This is a genomic window from Desulfosoma caldarium, assembly GCF_003751385.1.
Classification (GTDB): Bacteria; Desulfobacterota; Syntrophobacteria; order Syntrophobacterales; family DSM-9756; genus Desulfosoma; species Desulfosoma caldarium.
In genome coordinates this window covers 101381-124228 of the sequence record NZ_RJVA01000010.1, presented here as the reverse complement: position 1 = coordinate 124228, position 22848 = coordinate 101381, and the positions used below count along the sequence as shown (strand labels likewise).

Annotated in this window: 22 protein-coding genes and 1 tRNA gene; 19 read left to right on the top strand and 4 right to left on the bottom strand. The window is 58.4% G+C overall.

Annotated elements, in window-relative coordinates:
- Nucleotides 1-42 precede the first annotated feature (42 nt).
- Nucleotides 43-276, bottom strand: a complete 234-nt coding sequence (locus EDC27_RS03720) for a DUF4911 domain-containing protein (protein WP_211334766.1) — start codon at nt 274-276, stop codon at nt 43-45.
- A gap of 147 nt (nt 277-423) precedes the next feature.
- On the opposite strand from EDC27_RS03720, the gene EDC27_RS03715 reads away from it, so the two are divergent.
- From EDC27_RS03715 to purN, 14 genes are all read left to right on the top strand, one after another.
- On the top strand, nt 424-1770 hold the full coding sequence (locus EDC27_RS03715) for a hypothetical protein (RefSeq protein ID WP_123289271.1): 1347 nt from the start codon (nt 424-426) through the stop codon (nt 1768-1770).
- Nucleotides 1767-2324 carry a CDP-alcohol phosphatidyltransferase family protein gene (locus tag EDC27_RS03710; RefSeq protein ID WP_123289270.1) on the top strand — a complete coding sequence of 186 codons (558 nt, stop codon included), beginning with the start codon at nt 1767-1769 and terminating at the stop codon, nt 2322-2324. The genes EDC27_RS03715 and EDC27_RS03710 overlap by 4 nt, the downstream gene beginning before the upstream one ends.
- A 72-nt stretch (nt 2325-2396) precedes the next feature.
- Nucleotides 2397-2471: transfer RNA gene (locus EDC27_RS03705), tRNA-Val, on the top strand.
- Between the two features lie 248 nt (nt 2472-2719).
- Complete coding sequence (thrS, locus tag EDC27_RS03700; protein WP_123289269.1) at nt 2720-4666, top strand: threonine--tRNA ligase; 1947 nt, start codon at nt 2720-2722, stop codon at nt 4664-4666.
- Nucleotides 4667-4714: 48 nt separating this feature from the next.
- The gene (infC, locus tag EDC27_RS03695) at nt 4715-5227 is read left to right on the top strand and encodes a translation initiation factor IF-3 (protein WP_123289268.1); all 513 of its coding nucleotides are present in this window, start codon (nt 4715-4717) and stop codon (nt 5225-5227) included.
- Nucleotides 5228-5392: 165 nt separating this feature from the next.
- Entirely contained in the window at nt 5393-5590 is a 198-nt protein-coding gene (gene rpmI / locus EDC27_RS03690; RefSeq protein WP_123289666.1) for a 50S ribosomal protein L35, read from the top strand.
- Nucleotides 5591-5659: 69 nt separating this feature from the next.
- Nucleotides 5660-6013, top strand: coding sequence for a 50S ribosomal protein L20 (gene rplT / locus EDC27_RS03685; RefSeq protein WP_123289267.1), 354 nt, complete (start codon nt 5660-5662; stop codon nt 6011-6013).
- A gap of 5 nt (nt 6014-6018) precedes the next feature.
- Nucleotides 6019-7029: a phenylalanine--tRNA ligase subunit alpha gene (pheS, locus tag EDC27_RS03680; RefSeq protein ID WP_123289266.1), complete on the top strand. Its 1011-nt coding sequence runs from the start codon at nt 6019-6021 to the stop codon at nt 7027-7029.
- Nucleotides 7030-7162: 133 nt separating this feature from the next.
- Entirely contained in the window at nt 7163-9574 is a 2412-nt protein-coding gene (gene pheT / locus EDC27_RS03675; protein WP_123289265.1) for a phenylalanine--tRNA ligase subunit beta, read from the top strand.
- A gap of 60 nt (nt 9575-9634) precedes the next feature.
- Nucleotides 9635-10015 (top strand): PilZ domain-containing protein, encoded by a 381-nt coding sequence (locus tag EDC27_RS03670; protein ID WP_123289264.1) that lies wholly within the window; start codon nt 9635-9637, stop codon nt 10013-10015.
- A gap of 345 nt (nt 10016-10360) precedes the next feature.
- The gene (locus EDC27_RS03665) at nt 10361-10906 is read left to right on the top strand and encodes a manganese efflux pump MntP (RefSeq protein WP_123289263.1); all 546 of its coding nucleotides are present in this window, start codon (nt 10361-10363) and stop codon (nt 10904-10906) included.
- 26 nt (nt 10907-10932) lie between these two features.
- Nucleotides 10933-13947: an AIR synthase-related protein gene (locus tag EDC27_RS03660; protein WP_123289262.1), complete on the top strand. Its 3015-nt coding sequence runs from the start codon at nt 10933-10935 to the stop codon at nt 13945-13947.
- 60 nt (nt 13948-14007) lie between these two features.
- Complete coding sequence (locus EDC27_RS03655; protein ID WP_123289261.1) at nt 14008-14832, top strand: phosphoribosylformylglycinamidine synthase subunit PurQ; 825 nt, start codon at nt 14008-14010, stop codon at nt 14830-14832.
- Nucleotides 14832-15710, top strand: coding sequence for a phosphoribosylglycinamide formyltransferase (gene purN / locus EDC27_RS03650; protein ID WP_170161561.1), 879 nt, complete (start codon nt 14832-14834; stop codon nt 15708-15710). Before EDC27_RS03655 ends, purN begins: the two co-directional genes overlap by 1 nt.
- Nucleotides 15711-15847: 137 nt before the next feature.
- Here the strand turns inward: purN and EDC27_RS03645 are convergent, their stop codons facing one another.
- Nucleotides 15848-16999, bottom strand: coding sequence for a DegT/DnrJ/EryC1/StrS family aminotransferase (locus EDC27_RS03645; RefSeq protein WP_123289259.1), 1152 nt, complete (start codon nt 16997-16999; stop codon nt 15848-15850).
- A gap of 165 nt (nt 17000-17164) precedes the next feature.
- Between EDC27_RS03645 and EDC27_RS03640 the strand changes: the two genes are divergently transcribed.
- Nucleotides 17165-17959, top strand: a complete 795-nt coding sequence (locus EDC27_RS03640) for an enoyl-CoA hydratase (protein ID WP_123289258.1) — start codon at nt 17165-17167, stop codon at nt 17957-17959.
- A 160-nt stretch (nt 17960-18119) separates the two neighbouring features.
- Nucleotides 18120-18416: a hypothetical protein gene (locus EDC27_RS15755; protein WP_148045673.1), complete on the top strand. Its 297-nt coding sequence runs from the start codon at nt 18120-18122 to the stop codon at nt 18414-18416.
- A 60-nt stretch (nt 18417-18476) separates the two neighbouring features.
- On the opposite strand, the gene EDC27_RS15905 is transcribed toward EDC27_RS15755, so the two are convergent.
- Together EDC27_RS15905 and EDC27_RS03635 are read right to left on the bottom strand one after the other, a co-directional pair.
- Nucleotides 18477-18617, bottom strand: a complete 141-nt coding sequence (locus EDC27_RS15905) for a hypothetical protein (protein ID WP_170161560.1) — start codon at nt 18615-18617, stop codon at nt 18477-18479.
- Between the two features lie 189 nt (nt 18618-18806).
- Entirely contained in the window at nt 18807-19541 is a 735-nt protein-coding gene (locus EDC27_RS03635) for a YkgJ family cysteine cluster protein (protein WP_170161559.1), read from the bottom strand.
- A gap of 729 nt (nt 19542-20270) precedes the next feature.
- Between EDC27_RS03635 and EDC27_RS03625 the strand changes: the two genes are divergently transcribed.
- The 3 genes from EDC27_RS03625 to EDC27_RS03615 are packed head-to-tail and all read left to right on the top strand — an operon-like array spanning nt 20271 to nt 22818.
- A complete protein-coding gene (locus tag EDC27_RS03625) occupies nt 20271-21275 on the top strand; it encodes an ABC transporter substrate-binding protein (RefSeq protein ID WP_123289255.1) in 1005 nt (334 codons plus the stop codon).
- Nucleotides 21257-22042: an ABC transporter ATP-binding protein gene (locus tag EDC27_RS03620; protein WP_211334765.1), complete on the top strand. Its 786-nt coding sequence runs from the start codon at nt 21257-21259 to the stop codon at nt 22040-22042. The genes EDC27_RS03625 and EDC27_RS03620 overlap by 19 nt, the downstream gene beginning before the upstream one ends.
- On the top strand, nt 22039-22818 hold the full coding sequence (locus tag EDC27_RS03615; protein WP_123289254.1) for an ABC transporter permease: 780 nt from the start codon (nt 22039-22041) through the stop codon (nt 22816-22818). Before EDC27_RS03620 ends, EDC27_RS03615 begins: the two co-directional genes overlap by 4 nt.
- Nucleotides 22819-22848 lie beyond the last annotated feature (30 nt).

Here is a 22848-nt window from a genome sequence, read left to right as displayed (position 1 = left end):
TTTTCACCGCCCCTTTCGTCTTAGTCCAACCCGTTGACGATTTCAAGGAACGCTTTGCGCAAAGGATCGAATGCCCAGGCGTTGTTTTTCATGATCGAGGACCGTCATGAGTTCCGCTTCACAGCCCGGAGCTACCGCAATGCGCACGTGAGCCAGGCGAGGATCTTCCGTGGTGACCACGCCCAGTCCTTCGTAGGCTTCGATGATGGAGGTGAGCAAATGGATGTTTCGCGGCTCCATCCACACCCCAAAGACCCTACATCGATCCATGCTCATGGCATCACACCCCGCCACTTTGAACTTTGAGTTATGAATCAGCTTATGATAGCAATGAACGCACTGTGGGGGAAAGAGAGGATGTTTGGAGGAGAAGACATTTAGTGGTGTTTCCAGGGAGTGGGGCGCACACGGGGTGAGGGACCCATGATCAGACTTCTTGGCAGCCGATGGGTTCTTGGGCTTTTCAGTCTCCTGGTGGGGTTTGGCTGCGGGACCGAGCCGTGGGCATGGGCCGCACACGAAGGGTCCCAGAGCTTCGTGGCGCAAGGGGCTGCCCCTTTGCAACCGAACAATCGCGCCCAGTCCCGCGCTCAGGCGCTGGAAGATCTTCTTCGCCAAGCGGTGTGGCAAGCCGTCGGCACCCTGGTTTCGGGGCAGGAGCTGTCGCAAAAGAGCCAAGAGATTCGAAAGGACGTTTTGTCTCAAGCGGAACGGTACGCGCAGAGTTTTAAAATTCTCGATGAATATGTGGACGGGGATCTCTACCGCGTGCAAGGGTCCGTGGGCGTGGCCTTGGAAACGCTGCGCGCGGATCTCGAAAAATTGGGCATGATCGATCAAGTCCCACTTTCTGCCAAAGAAGGCGGTCAAAGCGCCTCAAAAGAGGCGGCATTCCGTGAAGAATCCGGCCCGGCGGCGCCCTTCAAGAGCGAGGACGCGGCCTTAGGCCCGGCCCGCCAGAAGTCGCTTCAAAAGCGGATTCTGTGGGTGGTGGCGGAAAACTGGAATGGATTGTGGTCTGGGGTTTCCAAGGACACGTTTTCGGCAGAAGGCGGCCTGGGCCAGTGGGTGGCCGACGAAGCCTCGGACTATGGATGGCAGATGGAATTTCCCGCCGAGATGCCCAGGGAGCTTCCTTTGACGGAGGAACAGATTCAACCGTGGATGGAAGAAGCTCGCCGGCAAGGAGCGTCTCACCTGGTGGTGGGGACGGGGCAGAAAACGGGGAATGCCTTGGCGGTTTGGCTCAAGGTGATGGACGTAGTGTCGGGGCGGGTGATGGGGACCGTGGAAGAACAGGTTTCGGCTTTTGGGGAGGACTTCATGGAAGGTCTGCTCCTTTTAGCGGAGATGACGGTTTCCAAAATGGAAGCGATGTTCACCCAAGGGAGCCTCCCGGGGCGCGTCTTCGCTAAACCGGCGTCCACGGCGCTTGGGACGGCCACGCCGAATCTTCAGGAGGGCGTTTGGGAAATTGCTGTTAAAGGCGATGCTTCCTATGCGGCATGGTTGGCCATGGAAGAAAAGCTTTTAGAAAGGTCCAAGGCATTTGCCGTAGATTCGATGGTTTTGGAAACCAATGGCGTCAAGGTGCGAACCAAGAACGTCAATCCTGAAGCAGTGATGGTTCTGGACGGTCTGCGGGTTGGCCCGACCATGGTTCTGCGCGTGGAAGGAATGGACCCTTCGGCCCGCATGGTCACCTTTGCGGTGGAGTCCCTTGCCGTGGAATCCGAAATAGCGCCGGCCCAGGAATCGAAAACTCCATGACCATACCCAACATTTTGACGCTCCTGCGTATTTTGCTCACCCCCCTGCTTGTCTGGCTATTGCTGAGCGAGAGGCTCACGGGTGCTCTTGCGGTCTTTTTCTTGGCCGGAATCACCGACGGCCTGGACGGCTTTATTGCGCGAGTGTTTCATCAGAAGAGTCAACTGGGGGCCTATTTGGACCCGTTGGCGGACAAGATTCTTCTGGTGAGCAGCTTCATTTTGTTGGGGCATTTGCACCTTGTGCCCAATGCCTTGGTAATCGTGGCCGTCAGCCGGGACCTTCTCATTCTCACCGGGGTCGTGACCTTTTGGTTCTTTCAAATTCCTTTGGAAATTCGTCCGAGCCTTGTGAGCAAGTTGACGACGCTGGCCCAAATCCTGACTGTTTTGGTGACACTGTCGCAGCCTTTGATGGCCTGGTCCGTGGATCTGCGCAGGCTGCTCTATGTCGCCACCGGACTCATTACCGTGGTGAGTGGACTGCATTACACACTTGTAGGCATTCGCCTCTGGGACAAAGGCCGACCCGCCGGAACGGACGAATTGGCGTAACGCCCATGAGTGTGTGCAGCATTTCCCTTGACACAGTTGGGACGAATTGGCTAATAGGTAGCTCAACTTTGTAGGCACGTAGCTCAGTGGGAGAGCGCTACCTTGACGCGGTAGAAGTCGGCGGTTCAATCCCGCCCGTGCCTACCATAAGGAACCTCTTGGCAAGGTTCACAAAACCAAGATTGGACTCAGACTAACGCATCAAAGGATGGTTTAAGGCTCGCGGGTGGAACAGCACGCGGTACGGGTTTTCCCTTCCAGCGCCCAGACAGGTTGAATGGAGTGTAAAGCATCAGGTCCGTCTTGAGGCGGCTGATGCTTTTTTTATGAATACGGCCCGATGCGCAGCCCTCAGCCCTCAAAGGGTGATGTGGGAGAAGAGGAAGAAAACAGCCATGGCGGAACAGGCAGAAAGCGTTCGTGTGACCTTTTCGGATGGAACATTCGTGGAACTGCCCAAAGGAGCGGCCGTCAAGGATGCTCTGGCCCAGTGGAAAAAAACCAAGAACGCTTGGGTGGCGGCTCGACTGAACGGCAAACTGCTGGATCTTCGAGCGCCCATTGAAGAGGAAGGCATCCTGGAACCTCTCGCGGCGGAGACTCCGGAAGGTTTGGAAATTCTTCGCCACAGCACGTCCCACATCATGGCGCAGGCGGTCCAGGAATTGTTTCCCGGAACGAAGATCGCCATCGGGCCGGCCACTGAAAGTGGCTTTTACTACGATTTTGACTCGTCCCAATCCTTCAGCCCTGAGGATTTGGAAAAGATTGAAGCCAAAATGGCGGAAATCATTGCGGCGGCACTGCCTTTTGAGCGCCAGGAAATGCCTCGAGAAAAGGCCATCGAGCTGTTTCGAGAACGCGGAGAAATCTACAAGGTGCAGCTCCTGGAAGAACTCACGGAACCCATCGTGTCCGTGTACCGCCAGGGAACGTTTGTGGACTTGTGCCGAGGCCCCCACATTCCCGACACCAGCTATGTGAAGGCGTACAAATTGCTCTCCTTAGCCGGAGCCTACTGGCGCGGGGATGAACGCAATCCCATGCTCCAGCGGATCTATGGCACCGTTTTTCCCGATAAAAAAGGGCTTAAAAAATATTTGGACTTCCTGGCCGAAGCCCAGCGCCGGGATCATCGTCGACTGGGAAGGGAACTGGATCTTTTCAGTTTTTCCGACGAAGTGGGCGCCGGCATGGTCATCTACCATCCCAAGGGAGCCATCTTGCGGCATATTCTGGAAACCTTTGAAAAGAAAGAGCATCTGCGTCGAGGGTACCAAATCGTCATGGGACCGACGCTTCTCAAAACCGATTTATGGAAGCGGTCGGGCCACTTCGACAATTATCGAGAAAACATGTACTTTACGGAAATCGAGGGCCAATCCTACGGGATCAAGCCGATGAACTGCCTCTCGCACATGCTCATCTACAAGTCCAGGGTGCGCAGTTACCGGGATTTGCCCATTCGCTACTTTGAACTGGGCACGGTGCATCGCCACGAAAAGTCCGGGGTGCTTCACGGACTGTTGCGCGTGCGCCAGTTCACGCAGGATGATGCGCACATTTTATGCACGCCCGAACAGTTGCACTCGGAAATTCAAGGCATTGTGGATTTTGTCATCGAGGTCATGGGACTCTTCGGGTTTTCCTACGAGATGGAAATCAGCACGCGGCCTGAAAAGTCCATCGGTACCGATGAAGATTGGGAGCGAGCCACCAGAGCGCTCATGGCGGCTCTGGAAGATAAGGGAATTCCCTATCACATCTGCGAAGGGGAAGGGGCCTTTTACGGGCCTAAGATCGATGTGAAGCTTCGGGATGCATTAGAACGCAAATGGCAATGCGCCACCATTCAATGCGATTTTACGCTGCCTGAACGCTTTGACCTCACCTACGTGGGCCCGGACGGCCAACGGCACCGCCCGGTCATGCTGCACCGCGTGATTCTTGGGGCCATTGAACGGTTTCTGGGAGTGCTCATCGAGCATTATGCCGGCGCCTTTCCCACGTGGCTGGCTCCGGTCCAGGCCGTGATTGTGACGGTCACGGACAAACAGCTTCCCTTTGCCCGCACCGTGTATGAGCGGCTCAAGGAAGCGGGGGTGCGAGTGGAAATCGACGAACGCAGTGAAAAGCTGAGCTTCAAGATTCGAGAAGCGCAGCTGCAAAAGGTCCCTTACATGCTGGTCATCGGCGACAGCGAGGTGGAAGCCCAAGCGGTGCGCCCGAGAAAAAGGGACGGGCAGCAGTTGGAACTCATGCGCCCTGAGGCGGTGATCGATCTTTTGCAAAAGGAATGCCTGGAAGGTTCCGGTGGACGGATTGGTTTAGGCGCGGTGTAAGGTGGCCGCGGTGTCGAGCGTAACCTTAAACGAAGGGAGGACCGGACTCTGAAAAGGGAACAAGGAAACATCAATGAAAAAATCCGCGCGCGACATGTGCGCGTCATTGGTGCGGACGGAAACCAGTTGGGCATTCTGCCCTTGGATGAGGCTCTGAACGCAGCTCGAGAAGAAGGTCTGGACCTGGTGGAGGTGGCTCCCAATGCCGACCCTCCGGTCTGCAAGATCATGGATTACGGAAAGTTCCGCTACCAGCAGAGCAAGCGTTCGCAAGAAGCCAAAAAGAAGCAAACCGTTATTCAGGTTAAAGAAATCAAGCTCAGGCCCAAGACGGACGAACATGACATTCAGACCAAGCTGCGCCATATTCGTCGCTTTTTGGCACAAAAAGACAAAGCCAAGGTGACGGTGATCTTTCGAGGCCGCGAAATCGCCTTCAAGGATCGAGGCGAGATGGTACTGCAAAGGGTGCTAGATGAACTTAAGGACGAGGTGGTGGTGGAAGTGCCGCCCAAGATGGAAGGGCGCAATCTGGTCATGATCCTTGCCCCCAAGTCTTGAGGCCTTTGAGCGCCATTAAGGTCCGGTGCCGTCGGACAAAACGCTTGACACCTTTAGGGGCTGTCAATAGATTACACGTTTCGATTGCCGGAAGGCCTCGGTACGTGGGACGTGTGACGAACGCGATGTGTTGTGACCACCGATGAACGAATTCTGGAGGAATTCATGCCCAAGCTGAAAACCAAACGTGGAGCCGCCAAGCGCTTTCATCGCACGGGCGGCGGTCTATTTGCGCGAGCCAAGGCGGGCAAGAGCCATATCCTGACTAAGAAAACGGCGAAGCGAAAACGAGCCCTGCGCCAATCTACCCTTGTGGACTGCGCGAATTTCAGGGCTGTCTCGCGCATGCTTCCCTATGCCTAGAACACGCCGAGAACCCACACGCCGTCTTTTGCACGGCGCGCACGAAAAGAGACTGAAGGAGCCGGTACCATGCCTCGAGTGAAAAAAGCGGTCAAGTCGCGCCAGCGGCGCAAGAAGATTCTCCATATGGCCAAGGGGTATCGAGGAGGCCGAAGCAAGCTGCTGCGCACGGCCAAGGAAACGGTACAACGGGCCTTGGTCTATGCCTATCGGGATCGAAAAGCTCGAAAGCGCGATTTTCGAAGCCTGTGGATCATGCGCATCAATGCCGCCGCCCGTCAGCACGGCATGAGCTACGGGCGTTTCATGAACGGACTGAAAAAGGCTCAGGTGGCTTTGGACCGCAAGATTCTTGCGAGTCTCGCCGTGCATGATCCCAATGCCTTTGCCAAACTGGTGGCCCTGGCCAAAGAAGCGGCGTAGAGCCCATGGAAGCCACAGCACGAGCCCTGCTTGATCAGGCGGAACAGGCCGTGGCTGCCTGCGCAGATGACCTCAAGGCGCTGGAGGCGCTGCGCGTGCGTTATTTGGGACGCAAAGGGGAACTGACGGCCCTGTTTAAGACCCTCGGTCGCGTGGACCCCGACCGGCGCCCCGCTGTGGGAAAAGTTCTCAATGAGGTCAAGGCCCGCTTGGAGACGATTCTGGATGAAGCCATGCAACGGGCCAAGGAACGGGCGGCTCGCGAAGGGGATCTTCTGGACATCACGGCGCCCGGCCGGCGCCCGCTTCGAGGACGGTTGCACCCCATCACGCAGACGGCCATGGAAATTGCCACCATCTTTAATCGGCTGGGCTTTGAAACGGTGGAAGGGCCCGAGGTCGAGCTCGACTATTACAACTTTGAAGCCTTGAACATTCCCAAGGACCACCCGGCTCGGGACATGCAAGACACGTTTTACGTTTCCGAGGACGTGGTGCTGCGGACCCACACGTCACCGCTTCAGGTGCGTACCATGGAACGCAAGAAGCCGCCCATCAAGATCATCGCGCCGGGAAAGGCTTACCGGTGCGATTCCGACGTGACCCACTCTCCCATGTTCCATCAGGTGGAGGGTCTCATGGTGGGCCAGGGCGTCTCATTCGGCGACCTCAAGGGGGTCCTCACGGTCTTTGTGCATCAGATGTTCGGCCCTCATGTGGGCCTTCGGTTTCGGCCGAGTTTTTTTCCTTTTACGGAACCCAGCGCCGAAGTGGACATTCAGTGTGTCATATGCAAAGGGGCGGGATGCCGGGTGTGCTCCCACAGCGGCTGGCTGGAAATCCTCGGCTCAGGCATGGTGGATCCGGAAGTATTTAAGATGGTGGGCTACGATCCCGATGAAGTCAGCGGGTTTGCCTTTGGTATGGGCATTGAGCGCATTGCCATGCTCAAATACGGCATCAACGACCTCAGGCTCTTTTTTGAAAACGATCTGAGATTCCTGCGCCAGTTCTGAGGGGATGACAAGCACACGAGGTCGGCGGGCTGGACGGAACACACAAAGGGCACGACAGCGCACGGTCGTGCCCTTTGACTTCGCGAGACCGCAACGGCCCGACCCTCATAGGTTCATGCAAAGGGGATAATCCATGATTGTCAGCGGTGCGTGGCTTCGCGATTACGTGACCCCCACCATGGACATGGAACAACTGGCGGAGCGGCTCACCATGGTGGGGCTCGAAGTGGAAGCCGTGGAAAAGCCGTACGCCTACCTGGAAACGGTGGTGGTGGGGCGCATCACCGCCGTGGAAGCGCACCCCAAAGCCGACAGGCTCAAGATTTGTCGCGTCCAGGATGGCCGCGAGGAACGGCGCGTGGTGTGTGGGGCGCCCAACGTGGCGGTAGGGCAACATGTTCCTCTGGCCTTGCCCGGAACGGTGTTGCCGTCGGGTATGGAGATTCAAGAAGCGACCATTCGCGGCGAACTGTCTCGGGGCATGCTGTGTTCTCAAAAGGAACTGCAGCTGGGCGACGACGCTTCCGGCATATGGGTTTTACCCGAGGACACCCAGGTGGGTCTTTCACTGGCGGAAGTTTTGGATCTGAACGATGTGCGACTGGATGTGTCCATCACCCCCAACCGAGGCGACTGCTTGTCCATGGTGGGCATCGCTCGCGAAGTGGCGGCCATCTGCGGCACCTCCGTGCGCTATCCCATCATTGATGTGAAGGAAACGGGTCCACGCATCGAGACCCTGGCTTCCGTGACCTTGGAAGACCCCATGGGGTGCCCTCGCTATGCGGCGCGCCTCATCGAAGGGGTCACCGTCGGAGCGTCCCCTTCATGGATGAGGCGTCGACTGGAATTCGCCGGGATTCGTTCCATCAACAACATCGTGGATGTGACCAACTACGTGCTGCTGGAACTGGGGCAGCCTTTGCACGCCTTTGATTACGACCGGCTGCGAGAAGGGCGCATCGTGGTGCGCCGCGCCGTGGCCGGAGAAAAATTCATCACGCTGGACGGCGTGGAACGGACCCTCTTTGACGATACGCTGCTCATCTGCGATGGGCAAGGCCCTGTGGCCATTGCGGGGATCATGGGCGGACTGGAGTCGGGAATTACCGAATCCACCACGCGGGTTCTCATCGAAAGCGCGTATTTTCAACCGGAATGCATTCGACGAAGCAGTCGAAAACTGGGGTTGCGAACGGAGTCCAGCTACCGTTTTGAACGCGGCGTGGATCCCGAAGGAGTCCTACGGGCCGCCGACCGCGCAGCGCAACTCATGTTGGAGCTTGCCGGAGGGTCCATTGCGCAGGGTCGCCTGGATGCCTATCCGGTGCCCGTGCCGCGGCCCCGCATTCGTCTGCGTGTCTCCAAGGTGAATCGCTTTCTCGGCATGAACCTTTCCGCGCAACAGATGGCTGACGTGCTTCGGTCGCTGGAAATGGACGTGACACCTGTGGATGCCGAAACCTTGCAGGTCCTTCCGCCATCCTTTCGGCCGGATGTGACCCGAGAAGTGGATCTGGCCGAGGAAGTGGCCCGCTTGACGGGATACGACAAGGTTCCGGTGACCCATGCGCAGGTGCCTCTTTACAGCGATCCCGTGGACCCTCATGCCCAGACCCGCGGGGAACTCAAAAGACTTCTGGAAGCCGCCGGCTACTACGAAGTGCTCACTTTTTCCTTCACGTCGGAAAAAGCGCTGCGATCCCTGCGGCTGGCCGAGGACGATGCGAGGCTGCAGCCGGTGCGGCTGCTCAATCCCCTGAGCGAGGAACAGGCCGTCATGCGCACCACCTTGCTTCCGGGACTGCTGCAGGCGACTCGCCTCAACCTGGATCGCGGCAACCTCGATGTTCGGCTCTTTGAACTGAGCAAAGTCTTTCTGCCTCAACAAGGCGAATTGCTGCCTCGGGAAGACCATCACTTGGCCGGTATTGTGGTTGGACGCCGAGATTCTCAACCGATTTACGGGGCCGAAGACGCCGTGGACTACACGGATGTCAAGGGGGTGGTGGAAGAGATCCTTGCGGCGCTGCATCTGGAGGAATCTCAGTACAGCTTTACGCGGAATGCACTGCCCCCTTACGGGGATACGCGATGCTGCGCAACCCTGGAAGTGAAGGGTCGAGGAGTGGGCTCGCTTGGGCGCATTCACCCCGATGTGCAGGAAGCCTTTGACCTCAAGCGAGAAGCTTACTACTTCGAACTGGATTTTGAAGCCCTGTTTGCCCTGAAAAATCCGCATCCCGGCTTTACTGCGCTGCCCAAGTTTCCTTCCGTGGTTCGGGATATGGCCCTCATCGTGGATGCCAGCCTGCCTGTGGCCGATCCCTTGGCCTTCATTCGATCCCTGCCGGAGCCGCTCATGGAATCCGTCTCCATTTTTGATCTCTACCGCGGCAAGCCTCTGGCCGAGCATCAAAAGGGGGTGGGATACCGGGTGGTGTATCGTGCCGCGGATCGCAACCTTACCGATGAAGAGGTCAATGCCGTGCATGAGCGCATAACGGCACAGGTCTTGGATCGGTTTCAGGCCACCCTGCGGTGATATAGACCGCTAGGAGTGGTGCCTGCCGGAACGCCTCGAGCGTTCTCGCGAGAAAGACCCATGTTTGGAAACGGCCTCGTGCAGGACCAAGGCGAAAAGGATCGCCCCAAACCGTGTCAGGTGATCTTTGTTCATGAATCTCGAAAGGGAATGGGCCGTTCCTTTCATTTCAATGAAGTGGGCATGCTGGTGCTGTGTGAGGAGCCTGCGCCGTTGCAGGCCCGTCTGCGTATGAGCCTTTTGTTTCCCGGGCTCAAGAATCCCATTGACCTGGATGCCGAGGTGGTGTGGACCAATCGCTATGGCGCCGAAGACGCCGCGACACCCCGAGGCATGGGTGTCAAGTTCGTGGAACCTGATGCGGCCACGGCGCGGCTGCTCGCCGACTTCGCTCAGCGCTACAGAGTGTACGGCACGCAGTACGAAATCTTTTATACGTAAGGGTTTGCTCGAAAAAGTCGCCTGCGAGATCCACACGCTGTGTGAGTCATAACCTAAAGGGGAGGCGCAAGCCGCCGAGGATCAACCGTGTGGCAAAAGGTTCCCGTGCATCAAAAGGTATCGCGCCGTGCAAAGCTTTCACAGGGGATCGGGTCCTCGCGGGCCGCAATTTTTGAGGGGCGGCCACAAGGGTCACCCGTCGCAAGAGGGGGGCGCCCCTAAGAAAAGGGTCGGCGGCCCGTGAAAGAGAATTGACATGCTGTCAGGGCAATTACAGGGCCTCAAGGCCTTCAATGTGCTAATGCTAGAGGCCCCGGCTCGAAACACCTCCTTGAATAGACCCTCATGAGTGCTCTGGAAACCCTTCTTCTTGCCGTGGCCTTGGGCTGCGATGCCTTTGCCGTCGGCCTCGGCGTGGGCACCCGGTTTTGCGCGCCGCGCCAAATCTTTCGGCTGGCCTTTCACTTCGGACTCTTTCAGTTCGCCATGCCCCTTCTAGGCTGGACCATGGGGCTTTACCTGGTGAGTCTCGTGCGGCGATGGGGGCCATGGCTCGCTTTTCTTCTTCTTGTTTTCATCGGTGGAAAAATGGCTTATGAAAGCCTGCGGGATGAAGAATCCTACGAGGTGTGTGCGGATCCCACACGAGGCATGAGCCTGGTGGTGCTTTCTGTGGCCACCAGTATGGATGCTTTGGGCGTGGGGTTCAGTTTGGGCATTTTGGGTCGGGACCTCCTGGGAGCAGCGGTATGCATCGGCATCACCGCCGCCTTGATGACGTGGGCGGCCATGCGCATCGGCAACCGCCTCTCCGCCCTTTGGGGGCGGCGCATGGGCGTCTTTGGCGGCCTTGTCCTGATTGCCATTGCATTTAAGTTGGTCCTGGGCTGAACGGCCAACCAACCGATGGGAACGCTATGGCGGTTCGACTGGAAATTGCGCTGAAACCCCATTTGTTTGATGCCGAGGGATTTGAGCTGTGCCGCAAGATTCGCGATTATTTCGGCTGGCACGTGGAAGAGGCTCGAGTCCTTCGCGTGATCATGTTGGAGACGGGCTTGAGCGCCGAAGAACTGGAAGCGGTGCGCACAGAAATTTTCACCAATCCCGTCTCACAGGTCTCTTCGTTTCAACCCTTGGCCACGGCTTTCGACTTTCAATGGGCCATTTGGGTCGGGTATCGCCCTGGAGTGCGGGACACGGCAGGCAGCGTGGCCCTGGAAGCCATCGCCGATTATCTTCGCCGACCCCTGAGCCGCCACGACGCGGCGTACACCTCCAAGGTTTTTCTTTTGCAAAGATGCTCTTTAGACCGCTCCCAAGTGGAAACCATCGCCCGCGAACTCTTGGCCAACGACATCATTCAGCAATGGCGCGTCTTCGCTCGCCATGATTGGAATCCCGACGAAGGGATCGGCATCATTTTACCCAAGGTGGAATTGCGGCACACGCCTACGGTGGAAACCATTGCCATCGAAAGCGATGAGGAACTCAAGGCCCTTAGCGATGCACGCCATTTGGCGTTGAACCCTCAGGATATTCCTGTCATTCGCCGGTATTTCTTGCGCCCAGAAGTGCTTCGGGAACGAGCTCTCGTGGGTCTGAATCGGCCCACCGATGTGGAACTGGAAGCCATCAGCCAGGCGCGAAGCGACCACTGCAACCACAACACCTTTCGCGGCCTTTTTCTATACAAGGACCTGGATTCGGGCCAGGAAACCGTGGTGAACAATCTGTTCAAGACCTGCATCGAAGCGCCCACGCTGGCCCTTCAGGCCCAAAAGGACTGGGTGGTCTCCGTGCTGTGGGACAACGCCGGCGCCGCTCGATTCGATGAAGACCACCTCTACGTTATCACGGGGGAAACCCACAACAGTCCGTCCACCATGGAAGCCTACGGCGGTGCTTTGACGGGCATTGTGGGCGTCTATCGCGATCCCATGGGAACAGGCAAAGGATCGCGCCTCATCGCCGGCCTCTACGGCTACTGTGTGGGGCCTCGAGCCTATGCGGGCCCCCTGCGGCCGCACCTGCATCCGCGGCGGCTTTTGGACGGGGTTGTGGAAGGCGTCAGGGACGGCGGCAACAAGCACGGTGTGCCCACCGTTTTCGGCAACCTGTTCCACCATCCGTCCTACCTAGGAAAGTGCCTGGTTTTTGTGGCCGCCATCGGGCTCATGCCTCGCACCATTGGCGGGGAACCCTCAGAACACAAGAAGCCCAACCCGGGGGACATCATCATCATGGCGGGCGGTCGTGTGGGCAAGGACGGTATTCACGGTGTCACGGCGTCCAGTGAAAGTTACAGCGAACACACACCCGCAGGCCATGTGCAGATCGGGGACCCGTACACGCAGAAAAAGATGCATGATTTTCTTTTGGAAGCTCGAGATGAGGGGCTCATCACCTTTATTACGGACAATGGCGGTGGCGGCCTGTCATCGTCCATCGGGGAATCGGCCCATCTGGCCGGCGGCGCCCGTGTGGCCCTGGACCGCGTGCCCCTCAAATACGAAGGCCTGGATGTGTGGGAAATCTGGGTTTCGGAATCCCAGGAGCGCATGACGGTGGCGGTGCGGCCCGAAAACTTGGATCGTTTCATGGAACTGGCGGCCCTTCACGAAGTGGAATGCACGGCCATCGGCCATTACGAAGCCACGGGAAAACTCCACCTGACCTATCATGGAAAAACCTGCGCTTACCTGGACCTGAGCTTTTTCCGCGAAGACTTTCCGCAGTGGCAGTTTGAAGCTCACTGGCGTTCGCCCACATCGCGCGGTTTAACGGAACCCGTCATGAGCGAACCGACGGCGTACGGCCGGATTCTGACCGAACTTTTGGGGTCGCCCAACCTGTGCAGTCGCGAATGGATTCATCGCCAATACGACCATGAAGTGCAGGGTACCAGCGTCATCAAGTTTCTGGTGGGCCGGCGCCGGGATGTGCCCAACGACGCCGCGGTGTTGCGCCCCGTGCTCACCTCCCGCCGCGGCTTGGCTGTGACCCAGGCCCTCCACCCCACCTACGGCCAGATCGATACCTACCACATGGTGGAGGCGTCCATCGACGAATGCGTGCGCCGGCTTCTGGCGGTTGGAGGGCTTCTCGATGAAATGGGCGGCGTGGACAATTTTTGCTGGCCTTCCATTCAATACGACTCAAAACAAAACCCCGACGGTCGCTACAAGGCGGCGCAGCTCGTGCGTGCCAACTGGGCCCTCAGGGACATGTGCCTCGCCTACGGCATTCCACTACTTTCAGGCAAGGACAGCATGTATGTGGATGGCCATCTGCCGGGATTGTACGGGGAACGCCATAAGGTGTCGGGCTTGCCCACCATGCTGTTCACCGCCACAAGCATTGTGGAAGACATCGAACAATGCCTGACCATGGACCTGAAAATGCCCGAAGACTGGGTATATGTGCTGGGCACGACGCGCCACGAATTGGGAGGTTCGGAGTATTACGAAAAGTTCGGCTATGTGGGCCTGAGCGTTCCCAAGGCCGACCCGGAAAAGTTCATACCCCTTTATCGAGCGGTGGAAGCGGCTGTGCGGAAAGGCCTCCTGGCCTCATGCCGCGCTGTGGGTCGAGGCGGTTTGGCCGTGCATGGTGCCCTCATGGCCATCGCGGGAGAACTGGGCATGGACTGGGACTTGGACGCTGTGCCCGTGGAGGGGCATCTCTCCACGGCCACCGTGCTTTTCAGCGAATCGCTCGGACGTTTTCTGGTAACTGTGGCCCCCGAGCATCGGGAAGCTTTTGAATCCCACTTTCGAGGTTTTCCGCTGGGATGCTTAGGAAAAGTGTGTGAAAGGCCTGTGTGGACCGTTCGAGATGCCTCGGGTCGCGTTGTGCTCGAAGAGCCCGTAGAGGCCTTGGGAAAGGCCTGGCGTTTCGAGGGCGCGGCGGGGCCTTTAGGCGAATGGTGAATGAGGCGTGAGGGGGCCGTTGAGAGAATCTTCTTTCAATAGGGGGCACTGGAGGGTTGCATGACCGAGGTTCGAGCGTTGGTGCTGACGGGGTTCGGACTGAATTGCGACTGGGAAACGGCCCATGTGTTGGCCTTGGCCGGTGCCCGTGCCGAACGCGTGCATCTGAACCAGCTCATTTCCAAGGCCAAAAGCCTTGCCGATTACCATATTCTGGTTATTGGAGGCGGGTTTTCTTGGGCGGACGAGCACGGAGCCGGTGTCATTTTGGCCATGCGACTGAAATATCGGCTGGGGGAAGCCCTTCTTTCCTTTATCGAGAAAGGCGGTCTGGTGCTCGGCATCTGCAACGGCTTTCAGGTGCTGGTCAACACGGGGTTGCTTCCAGGGTTTGAGACGGGTCGTCTGTCCCGCCAGGTGGCGCTCATTAACAATGACTGCGGCCGGTTTCGGGACCAATGGGTTCATTGCGTTTTTGAAACCGCATCGCCGTGCGTGTTCACGCGCGGCTTGAAGGCCATGGACCTTCCCGTGCGACACGGTGAAGGCAAATTTTTCGCCGAACCAGAAGTCCTGGAGCGATTGGAAAGCACCCATCAGGTCGTCTTGCGCTATGCCTTGGCTGACGGTCGCCCGGCAGGGGGCGCCTTTCCCGAAAACCCCAACGGTTCCCTGCACGACATTGCCGGCATTTGTGACCCAACGGGGCGTGTGTTAGGGTTGATGCCCCACCCAGAAGCGTTTCATCATTGGACCAATCACCCCGATTGGACATGGGAGAAGGAGCGATGCCGACGCCGAGGGCTGCCGCGGCCTCGCGAAGGCGCCGGCGTCCAACTGTTTCGCAATGCCGTAGATTATGTGCGCAATCAAGGAGCCCTGTGATGGCTTCTCATGCTACCCATCTTGGTGCAACGGGCGCGCACGCCGAAAGCTTATCGAAGCGACTGCGCATAGGTGTTCTAATTTCCGGAAGCGGTACGAACCTGCAGGCCCTCATTGATCAGGCCTTAAGAGGCACGCTGGATGCCAACATCGTGTGCGTGGGCAGCGACCGAGCGGCCGCCTACGGGCTGGTGCGCGCACACGAAGCGGGCATCGCCACTTTTGTGGTATCTTATGAAAAATACCTCAAGGGCGATCCAATCGATTCGTTGGAAGAGGCCGAAGTGGAGGCGGTGGATGCGCGGCAGAGAATCCTGCGCGATTCGGATGAGGAAGCGCGCCGCGATCGGCTCAAACGCCTCATGGCTGCGGAACGGGAAATCCTCGCCCATCTAGAATGCCATGGGGTCGAATTGGTGTGCCTTGCCGGCTTCATGAGGCTCCTGACCCCTTATTTCCTGGACCGCTTTCGACGAGAGGACCGTCCCGGCGTGGTCAACATTCATCCGGCCCTGCTACCGGCCTTTCCCGGTCAACACGGCTATCGAGACACGTACCTATACGGATGCAAATGGGGCGGGATTACCATCCATTTTGTCGATGAAGGGGAAGACACCGGGCCGGTGATCGCACAGGCCGTCTATCCTATCTGGGATGAAGATACGTGTCAGGACGTCCGACAACGCGGTTTGCACCTGGAACACCTCATGTACGCGCAGGTGGTCAACTGGATCGCTCGGGACCAGGTGCGTCTGGTGGCGCGTTCGGAAGGGCGGGCGAGGGTGCTTATCGATGATCCGGCCTACAGGGAAGTGGTGGGCTCGTGGGTGGAGGCGGCTTTTCGGGACCGGCCCGGCGTTGTTTACCGACGATCGTGAACTCGCCCAAACCGGAGGTTCCCCTGATCCGAAGGTGCCGGATTCGCACGGGCAGCGCCTCGGCCAAGGCTTTTCCTCCGCTCCTGGTGAGGCGGCCCTGATGCGGCCTTTGCGGCCGCCGGCAACGGCCCTTGTCGTCACAGGCTTTGAACGATGTGTTCCTGCACCTCGGGTTCCAGGTGCGGGTGCATGGGAAGGCTCACAATGCGCCCTGCCAGATCTTCACTTACGGGAAAATCGCCAACCCGATACCCCAGATAGGCAAAGGCCGGTTGCCGATGCAGGGGCACAGGGTAATAGACCGCCGTGGGTATGCCCGCCTTCTGCAGTCGCTTTCGCATGGCATCCCGTTCTTCGGGCGATGGCGCCAGAAGCGAAAACTGGGCCCAGGCGGAGACCACGCCCTGGGGCACGCGCTGGACCACAAGGTCCGGCCGAATTTCTTCCAAGAGCGCGATGTAGCGGGCCGCCACGTCCTGACGGCGCCGGCATTCCTCTTGAAAAACGGTCCATTTGGCCAAGAGGATGGCGGCCTGCAGCGTATCCAACCGGCTGTTCACGCCCAGACGCACGTGTTCATACCGATGGCTTCCCTGACCGTGTACACGAAGAGATCGCAGTTTTTCGGCCATGGCATCGTCATTGGTGAAGCACATACCTCCATCGCCGTAGCCTCCCAAAGGCTTGGCAGGGAAAAAGGATGTGGCCGCCCCATGGCCGAATCGGCAGGCCGGAACACCGTGCACGGATGCTCCAAAAGATTGGGCTGCATCTTCCAGGACAAAAAGCCCTTCCTCATGGGCTATGGTTTCCAGTTCGGCGTAATCCGCCGGGACCCCAAAAAGATCCACGGCGATGATGCCGCGCACAGAAGCCGTCAGGGCGCCATGGGGCAGAGGGTGCAGGGACCGGTCGCCTCGTTTCAAGGCTTCTAAGGCCAACCGCACCTTGTCGGGGTCGAGGTTAAAGGTTTCCGGGTCAATGTCCACAAAGACGGGAACCGCGCCAAGAAAGGCAATCACTTCCGCTGTGGCAATGAACGTGAAAGGGGTGGTCAGCACCAGGTGGCCGGGACCCACGTCCAGGGCCATCAGCAGCATGAGCAAGGCGTCGGTGCCGGAAGCACAGCCGATGGCGTGACGCGTTCCCACGTACTGAGCCAAAGTGGTTTCCAGTTCCTGAACTTCGGGGCCGAGGATATACTGGCCGTGATCCAAAACCGCGCCGATGCGTTCTTCAAGCAGAGGGCGCAGGCGGTGCTGTTGGCTTTTGAGGTCGATAAAGTCCATGGGGTTTTCTCATTGTTTGAGTTTGGGTTTCGGCTGAACGTGCCCGCGATGCCGTCGCGGCTGCGGGCACGCCGGTGCTCTCTTATGGGCGAACACCCAAAGGATGTCAACGCTTTCTCCAAACGGCACCATGAATCCGCTGCACACAGCAAAAGGAGGTTACTGATGGCTGATGTGTTTTTGGAAAAATCCGGTCCCATTGCTCACTTGGTGCTCAACAGTCCGGAAACGCGCAATGCCTTGTCGCTGTCCGTCATTCACAGCCTCATGGAGCATCTCGAGGCGCTGGCGGGTGATGTGGATGTCAGAGTCGTGATTCTGCGCGGTGAAGGTCCAGCCTTTTGTGCCGGTCACAACCTCAAGGACATGGTGGCCGATGGCGCCGACATTCACACGTATCGGGAACTGTTTTCCACCTGTTCTCAAATGATGCTGAAAATTCATACGCTGCCCCAGCCCGTCATTGCCCAGGTGCACGGCATCGCCACCGCGGCGGGATGCCAATTGGTGGCCGCGTGCGATCTGGCCGTTGCGGAAACCGAGGCGCAATTTGCCACGCCGGGCGTCAAAATCGGTTTGTTTTGCAGCACGCCCATGGTGCCGTTGGTACGGCTCATCGGCCGGCGCCGAGCCCTGGAAATGCTCATGACGGGCCGGTTCGTCTCCGCGCAGGAAGCCCTGGAATGGGGCCTGGTGAATCGCGTGGTCCCCAAGGACCAACTGGCCAAAGCCGCCATGGAGTTGGCAGAAGAAATTGCCCAATTTAGCCGCTACACATTGGCCTTTGGCAAAGACGCCTTTTACCGGCAGGTGGACTTGGACGAAACGGCGGCCTACAGTTTCGCCAAGGAAGCCATTGCCATTAATTGCCTGCATCGAGATGCGCAGGAAGGCATGCGCGCCTTTGTGGAAAAACGGGCACCTGTTTGGCGCCACACAGCATCCGGGGTCACATCTTGATTTGTGCCGCTGGGCTTGCCCGATGAATCCATGATCAGGACCCTGGCGACGTTGGCGAGTTTTTCCCAAAGCGGGCCGGCTTGAGAAGTCCTCGTGACCCCCATGGGTTCCATGCTATAGCCCTCTCGGCCAGGCGCCTCAACAAGAGCCGCCTTTCTTTTTGGAAGACATCGTGCAGTCCGGCGCTTTTCTCACAGCCGAGAAAGGATCAGCCGGGCCGAAGGTTCTTTTAAAACAGGGCAAAACTCTGCAAGAGCGCATGGTTTTCCAAAGCGCCTTCGCCGTATTCGGACAAGAAGACGACAGGGAGATTGGGTCGAATCCGCCACACGGCTTCCGCCTACTGACGACCGGTGAGTTTGGGCATGGTGAGGTCTGTGATGAGCAGATCCGTGCGGTTGGCGTTTTTTCCATGCACTTCAAGGCTTCTTCAGGATCGGAAGAAAAAACCCTTTGAGCGTGTAGCCAAGGTTTTCCAAAAGCTGCCAAATCCTTTCCGTCAGCATATCCTCTTCCGTCATTCATTCACCACCACCAGGCGATCCGAACCGCGGTGGAGCGCCTCGTGGGTGCGGTCCATGCCTTCCACCGATCCATCGTCTGCCGATGCGGGAAAATAGACTCGAAGGAGGCTTCCCTGAACGGGGCGGCTTTCCACTTCTCGTTGTTTAGGTTTAGTTCGTTAGGCTCAGGGTGGGCTTGAGAGAATACGGCCTGGTGCGCGTTCAGTTCCACACGCCGAATGGAAGCGCTAGGGATTTTTCATCCACAAACCTCAGAAAATGCGCGCTGTGTGGGCTTGAGGTGCCATAACACCCCCCGGGATTTTTAAACCGCGCGCTTGAGCTTATGGTGGTGGCTGGTGAAGGGGGCCGTCGCGTTGTCGAGCACGGCAATCTTCGGCGTCAAAGGCGCTGCAGGGGACGGGCTTGATGCGATGAATGGAACAAAAGTGGTGCATGGATCCAGGGGACTGAAAAAGAAAGGGGCACAGCTGCTGATTGTCCAGTCGTGTGCCTTCCAGAAGCGCGCGCCAATGAAGTGGATACACCACTCCCGGCGGCGCAACGGCGGGCACACCCCCGATTTCGCAGCATGTTCCGCACAGGCGACACCACTGGCCCGAAGGTTTTGGAAAACTTCGGCCGTCCAGGGGAATGCCAGCCGGAGAAAGGGAGGTAAGTTGAGAGAGGTCCTGTCGAATCTGAAGAAAGGCTTCGGCAAATTGGGCTAGGTCCCTGAGGAGTAGGGGTTGGAGTTCGGGTCGATTCTTGTCGATATAAAATCGCATGCCGGTGACATGACTGAAGAGTGTTCTTTGAATCATTTCGGCAGGAAAGTATGGGTCCAGAAGCGCCTTGGTGAGGAAGTCCGCATGCGTAGAGGCGCCGGGCCATTGAAGGAGTCGCTGCAGCGATTTGTGCAAGGCGTGCCAGCGGTTCGTCGAAGCGTCACCGAATGGAGGGGCTTCGGCGCACGATGGGTGGGCATGTTGATGGGCATCGAAGGCGGCCGCCCGGACATGACGGCGCGCGGCCACAAAATCCACAAAGAGTTGTCGAAACGATGGATTCATGGGCATTCTCACGGCATCGTTCGTTGGTGGCGTGCATGCAATAGACCCGTAACGCATACCAGACATTGCAAGAAAGCTCCATAGTCCGTAAGTGTGGGGTTCATCATGGCCTCGCCTCAGCAGGGATGCGGCCGGTTACCTGATATGGATGCGGACGAGACACCCGCGTTTTCAGGACTCAAAGTTCCGTGAATCGATGCTCAGCGGAGGCGCAGCCAGCCTGCCTGCGCCCCAACCTGAAGGAGCGGCGCAAGCCGCGAGCATGCATGGCGCTGTGCGCCCCTTCCGCAGGCGGGGAAAGCGTCCTCGCGGTCCATGTTTTTGCGGAGGGCCGGAGTCGTCCGCCCATCCAAAGGCATGAGCGATGCTGGGCGGCCAAGAAAGTTATTGGGTTGAAGGTGGAAGCGTGCCCTCGGTTCGAAGGGACTGGCTCTTGGTGGTCAGTATCTTTGGTGGGCGGCCACGAGGGCTGTCCCTACAGACAGGGTTCAGGGGTCAAGGTCGTGCGGCAAGACGAGAGCAAATTGAGGCCGCCTCTACAGACAGGGTACCGGTTTGGACTTGAGGTGTTTTGGTGTGCGATGATCTGAGCGGACGGAGTGAGTGGATAGGCAATTGTGCCTAAAGGGATGAGGTGTGCCGAGAGGTGCCTTGTCCGTTGACCTTGATGCGTGCCTGTGGCAGCTTTCCCGACGGACAGGATGTCAAAACGTGTGTTCAAGGAGGTTCTAGGCCATGAAGATCATGGAACCCGCCGCGCCCTCGTCGACGGATCGATCTCGGGTACGCATGGACACCCCTCTTGGCCTTTTCACTTGGGGACTCCTTCTCAGCGTTCTGGCTTGCGGCATGGTCGTTCCTTCGGGAAACGCGGCAGAAAAGCCCTTGCGCCTTGGCATTCTTCCCGTTTTGGACACGCTGCCTCTTCAGGTGGCGGCCACGGAAGGCTATTTTTCCAAGCATGGACTCACGGTGGAACTGGTCACCTTTGACAGCGCGTTGGAACGAGACGCCGCCATGCAAGCGGGACAGCTTGAAGGCTACTTCGGCGACATGGTCAATACCGTGCTCATGGTTCGAAGCGGGATTCCCTTACGCATGGTCACCGTAGCCTATGCCAGTCGACCGGGTCAGAGGCAGTTTGCCTTGGTGGGCCGCCCGGGCCTGGACACACCGTCCTTGGATGCCATGACCTCGGGAACCGTTGGCCTCTCCAACGCCACCATCATGGAATATCTTTTGGACCTCATGGAAGAGCGCGGCCTCGTGCCTCCGGGCCGCTTTGAACGCCTGGAAGTGAAAAAGATACCCGTGCGCATGCAAATGCTTCTTGGAGGCCGCCTGGATTTGGCCATTCTTCCGGAACCCCTGGTCACCCTTGCCGTATCGCAAGGGGCGCGCGTTTACGTGACGGACGAAAACCTTCATGTGCCGCTCACCGTCGTGGGCCTGCTGCAGCGGCTGCTCACCGATTCATCCAAAACGGGCGAGAGGTTTTTGCTCGCTTACCGGGAAGCTCTGGCGGCCCTAGCCAAGGATTCCGAAAAGTACCGGCCGCTCATGGCCACATCCTGCCGTATTCCGGACCAGGTGGCGGCCACGTTTCGCATTCCTGTTTTTCCCGAAGCCGGTGTGCCGCCGAAACCGGATGTGGAACGGCTTTTGGCTTGGATGCGGACTCGAGGGCTGGTGTCCCAGGCCTTGAGCGCTAAGGATCTCGTGTGGAGTTCCACACCGTGAATTCCGATGCGGTTCTGGAAGCGCAGAATCTTGTGAAGAGCTACCCTCAGCGAGGACCGGTGCTTTCCGGGGTTTCCTTGCGCTTGGGACGGGACGACACTTACGCCGTGGTAGGCCCCTCGGGGTGCGGCAAGAGCACGTTATTGTACCTGTTGTGCGGGTTAACCGTGCCCGATACCGGAACCGTCACCTATGGGGGACGTCTCGTGGACCGGCCGCGGCACGACATCGCCGTGGTGCTTCAGGACTACGGCCTTCTTCCGTGGAAGACCGTCTGGCATAACGTCGTTCTCGGCTTGACCATTCAAGGCATCTCGAAGCCCGAACGCTCTCGGCGCGCCTGGGCGTGGCTGGAACGCCTGGGGCTCAAAGGCCGGGAGCGATGTTTTCCGGCACAGTTGAGCGGCGGGGAACAACAGCGCGTGGCGTTGGCTCGAGCCCTTGCCACCGAACCCGGAGTGCTGCTCTTGGATGAACCGTTTTCGTCCCTGGATGCCATCACGCGGGAACGGCTGCAGCTCACCCTTTTGGAGATGTGGCGGCGTGTGCGCGTGCCTTATGTGCTGGTGACTCACAGTGTGGATGAGGCGGTGTTCCTCGGGAAAAAAATCGGCATCATGGCCGGATCGCCGGCACGGTTTACCACCGTCGTGGACAACCCGCACTTCGGCAATCCACAGGGTCGAAACGATCCCGCCTTTTATGCAACGGTGCAGCAGGTGCGCGCCGCTTTGGACCAAGCGGTCCAGGGGAATGGCGCGCCATGAAGCATTCTGAAAATCGTCTCGGGCCGCGTCTGGTGCGCTTCGGCACAGCGGTGGCTTTTCTGGCCTTTTCCTGGTGGGCCGTCTCCAAAGGGTTTCGGGGCGGACAGGTGCTTCCTGGACCGGCTCAGGCCGCCGGCACCTTTTTGCAAGCCCTGGCGACCAAAGCCTTCTGGGACCATTTTCTCGCCAGCGCGCTTCGCGTCATCCTTTCCATGACGGCCGCCTGGGCCGTCGCATTCCCACTGGGCATTTTCATGGGAAGCCACAAAACCGTAGATGCCTGGCTGGCCCCACTGGTTTTCCTCACCTTTCCCGTTCCCAAGATCGTCTTCCTGCCTGTGGTGTTGCTCCTTTTCGGCTTGGGAGATTTTTCTAAGGTTTTCCTCATCGCCCTCATCGTGGGCTACCAGGTGCTCGTGGCCGTTCGCGATGGAGTGAGCAGCCTCAACCCCAAATACGTGGATTCGGTCAAAACCCTGGGAGCCGGCCCGTGGCCTCTTTTTCGGCATGTGTTTCTCCCGGCCGCCTTGCCTCACGGCTTTACGGCACTGCGTCTCGGCACGGGCACGGGAATCGCCGTGTTGTTTTTTGTAGAATCCTTTGCCACGTCCCGTGGCCTAGGCTACCTCATCATGGACGCCTGGGGGCGGTTGGATTACCGGGGCATGGTCGTGGGAATTTTGGGCATGAGCTTTCTCGGGGCGGCTCTTTTTGAAATCATCGAAGCCCTGGAAAAGGTTTTGTGTCGGTGGCAAGGCGCCCGACAACGCTCCTGAGCCGCACTATAACGGGTTGATTTCATTGTC

What these genes read in the sequence shown, in the direction of transcription:
- EDC27_RS03720 (WP_211334766.1), bottom strand. Translation starts at nt 276, where the DNA reads ATGAGCATGGATCGATGTAGGGTCTTTGGGGTGTGGATGGAGCCGCGA.
- EDC27_RS03715 (WP_123289271.1), top strand. Translation starts at nt 424, where the DNA reads ATGATCAGACTTCTTGGCAGCCGATGGGTTCTTGGGCTTTTCAGTCTC.
- EDC27_RS03710 (WP_123289270.1), top strand. Translation starts at nt 1,767, where the DNA reads ATGACCATACCCAACATTTTGACGCTCCTGCGTATTTTGCTCACCCCC.
- thrS (WP_123289269.1), top strand. Translation starts at nt 2,720, where the DNA reads ATGGCGGAACAGGCAGAAAGCGTTCGTGTGACCTTTTCGGATGGAACA.
- rpmI (WP_123289666.1), top strand. Translation starts at nt 5,393, where the DNA reads ATGCCCAAGCTGAAAACCAAACGTGGAGCCGCCAAGCGCTTTCATCGC.
- rplT (WP_123289267.1), top strand. Translation starts at nt 5,660, where the DNA reads ATGCCTCGAGTGAAAAAAGCGGTCAAGTCGCGCCAGCGGCGCAAGAAG.
- pheS (WP_123289266.1), top strand. Translation starts at nt 6,019, where the DNA reads ATGGAAGCCACAGCACGAGCCCTGCTTGATCAGGCGGAACAGGCCGTG.
- pheT (WP_123289265.1), top strand. Translation starts at nt 7,163, where the DNA reads ATGATTGTCAGCGGTGCGTGGCTTCGCGATTACGTGACCCCCACCATG.
- EDC27_RS03670 (WP_123289264.1), top strand. Translation starts at nt 9,635, where the DNA reads ATGTTTGGAAACGGCCTCGTGCAGGACCAAGGCGAAAAGGATCGCCCC.
- EDC27_RS03665 (WP_123289263.1), top strand. Translation starts at nt 10,361, where the DNA reads ATGAGTGCTCTGGAAACCCTTCTTCTTGCCGTGGCCTTGGGCTGCGAT.
- EDC27_RS03660 (WP_123289262.1), top strand. Translation starts at nt 10,933, where the DNA reads ATGGCGGTTCGACTGGAAATTGCGCTGAAACCCCATTTGTTTGATGCC.
- EDC27_RS03655 (WP_123289261.1), top strand. Translation starts at nt 14,008, where the DNA reads ATGACCGAGGTTCGAGCGTTGGTGCTGACGGGGTTCGGACTGAATTGC.
- purN (WP_170161561.1), top strand. Translation starts at nt 14,832, where the DNA reads ATGGCTTCTCATGCTACCCATCTTGGTGCAACGGGCGCGCACGCCGAA.
- EDC27_RS03645 (WP_123289259.1), bottom strand. Translation starts at nt 16,999, where the DNA reads ATGGACTTTATCGACCTCAAAAGCCAACAGCACCGCCTGCGCCCTCTG.
- EDC27_RS03640 (WP_123289258.1), top strand. Translation starts at nt 17,165, where the DNA reads ATGGCTGATGTGTTTTTGGAAAAATCCGGTCCCATTGCTCACTTGGTG.
- EDC27_RS03635 (WP_170161559.1), bottom strand. Translation starts at nt 19,541, where the DNA reads ATGCCCATGAATCCATCGTTTCGACAACTCTTTGTGGATTTTGTGGCC.
- EDC27_RS03625 (WP_123289255.1), top strand. Translation starts at nt 20,271, where the DNA reads ATGAAGATCATGGAACCCGCCGCGCCCTCGTCGACGGATCGATCTCGG.
- EDC27_RS03615 (WP_123289254.1), top strand. Translation starts at nt 22,039, where the DNA reads ATGAAGCATTCTGAAAATCGTCTCGGGCCGCGTCTGGTGCGCTTCGGC.